The sequence below is a fragment of the Rhodococcus phenolicus genome (assembly GCF_001646785.1).
GTDB lineage: Bacteria > Actinomycetota > Actinomycetes > Mycobacteriales > Mycobacteriaceae > Rhodococcus > Rhodococcus phenolicus.
The window spans coordinates 1-1,416 of record NZ_LRRH01000223.1 but is presented as its reverse complement, the minus strand read 5'-3'; the positions used below and the strand labels follow the sequence as shown (position 1 = coordinate 1,416).

Annotated in this window: 2 protein-coding genes; both read right to left on the bottom strand. The window is 72.1% G+C overall.

What is annotated here, in order from left to right; all coding sequences use genetic code 11:
- Positions 1–382: 382 nt before the first annotated feature.
- Positions 383–1,198 (bottom strand): CPBP family intramembrane glutamic endopeptidase, encoded by an 816-nt coding sequence (locus A8G15_RS29035; RefSeq protein ID WP_068166654.1) that lies wholly within the window; start codon positions 1,196–1,198, stop codon positions 383–385.
- A 25-nt stretch (positions 1,199–1,223) separates the two neighbouring features.
- A partial coding sequence (locus A8G15_RS29030) for a kelch repeat-containing protein (RefSeq protein WP_156665634.1) occupies positions 1,224–1,416 on the bottom strand: 193 nt, incomplete at its 5' end.

Here is a 1,416-nt window from a genome sequence, read left to right as displayed (position 1 = left end):
GTCTGGGGCGGGGCCCAGTCCCCGGGCTGCTGCCGCGACGGTTGTGCCGTCCGGGTGCGGGGTGGCGGCGCCGTCCGATTTCGCGGCGGTGGTGCCGTGGGCTGCCGGTATGCCGGGTTCGGGGTCTGTGACCAGGCCTGCTGCGGTCCGGGACGACCGTCGCGGCGAATGATCTGGGGGCCTTCCGGCGGCACCGGGCGAGGTGGGGGCGCGGGACGGCGAGGCGGCGGCCCCTGCTGCGGCCGCGGCCGATACCGGGGGTCGGGACGGTCGCCGTTCACGCGTCAACTGTACGTTCCGCGGTCGCGGGGACCGGTGCTCACCGGCAGCTCGGCGTTCGCGATGGGGAGGGCAGCGGTGCCGCCGCGCGAGGTCGCCCACGTCACGGCAGCCAGGACACGTGCCCGCGCAGCGCCTGGTATCCGACGAACGCGACCGAGTCGATCAGGGCGTGCGCGACGACGAGCGGCCACAGCCGCGACGTCTTCTGCCAGAACCGGCCGAAGATCAGGCCCATGATCACGTTGCCGAGGCCGCCGCCGAGCCCCTGATACAGGTGGTAGCTGCCGCGCAGCAACGCGGAGGCGGCCAGGGATCCGTTCTCGGACCAGCCGAGCTGCCGCAACCGGGTGATCAGATATGCGACGACCAGGACCTCCTCGGCCGCCGAGTTGGCGATCGCCCACAGCACCAGCGCGGGGAGCCGCCACCAGTAGTCCTCGAGGGTGCTCGGCGCGACCGTCAGATTCAGGCCCATCGCGCGTGCCGCGAGATACAGGCCGAGTCCCGGTATGCCGATCAGCGCGGCAAGCCCGACCCCGGGCAGGAGGTCGCGGCGCAGGTGCGGTCGCGCGAACCCGATGACCTTCGGCCCGATTCCGCTGCGCCACAGCAGGTAGACACCCAGCGCCGCCCATGCCAGCAGTCGCACGATGCCGAGGATCTGACGTGCCAGGTCGATCAGTTGCTGCGACGACCGCGGCACGTTCAGCGCGACCGTCTGGTCCGACAGCGGCGTCGGCGCCAGCGCGGATTCGAGCAGGGACAGGATCGACGACAGCCCACTGAGCCCGAACGTGACGAGCAGGACGATCGTGATCTCGATCCACAGTGCGCGACGGTCCGAGGGGTCCAGCGGCGTCGCCGGGTTCCGGGGTGCGGGGGAGAGCCAGTCGCGGATCGTCGTCACCGCAGCGATTGTGCCGCACGCACGGCGTGCGCGGTCACCAGAAGTCGAGGGCCTCGGCGAGGGCGGTGGACTGCGCGTGCGTCGGCCGCTGCGCACCGTCGATCGCGTAGACCGTGTTGCCGACGGTGGCGACGACGAGGCCGTGCCGTGCGGTGTCCATCGGCGCGAGTTCGGTCCACATTCCGGTCGCCAGGTCGAGGGCTTCCACCTGGGCGAGGACGCGGGTG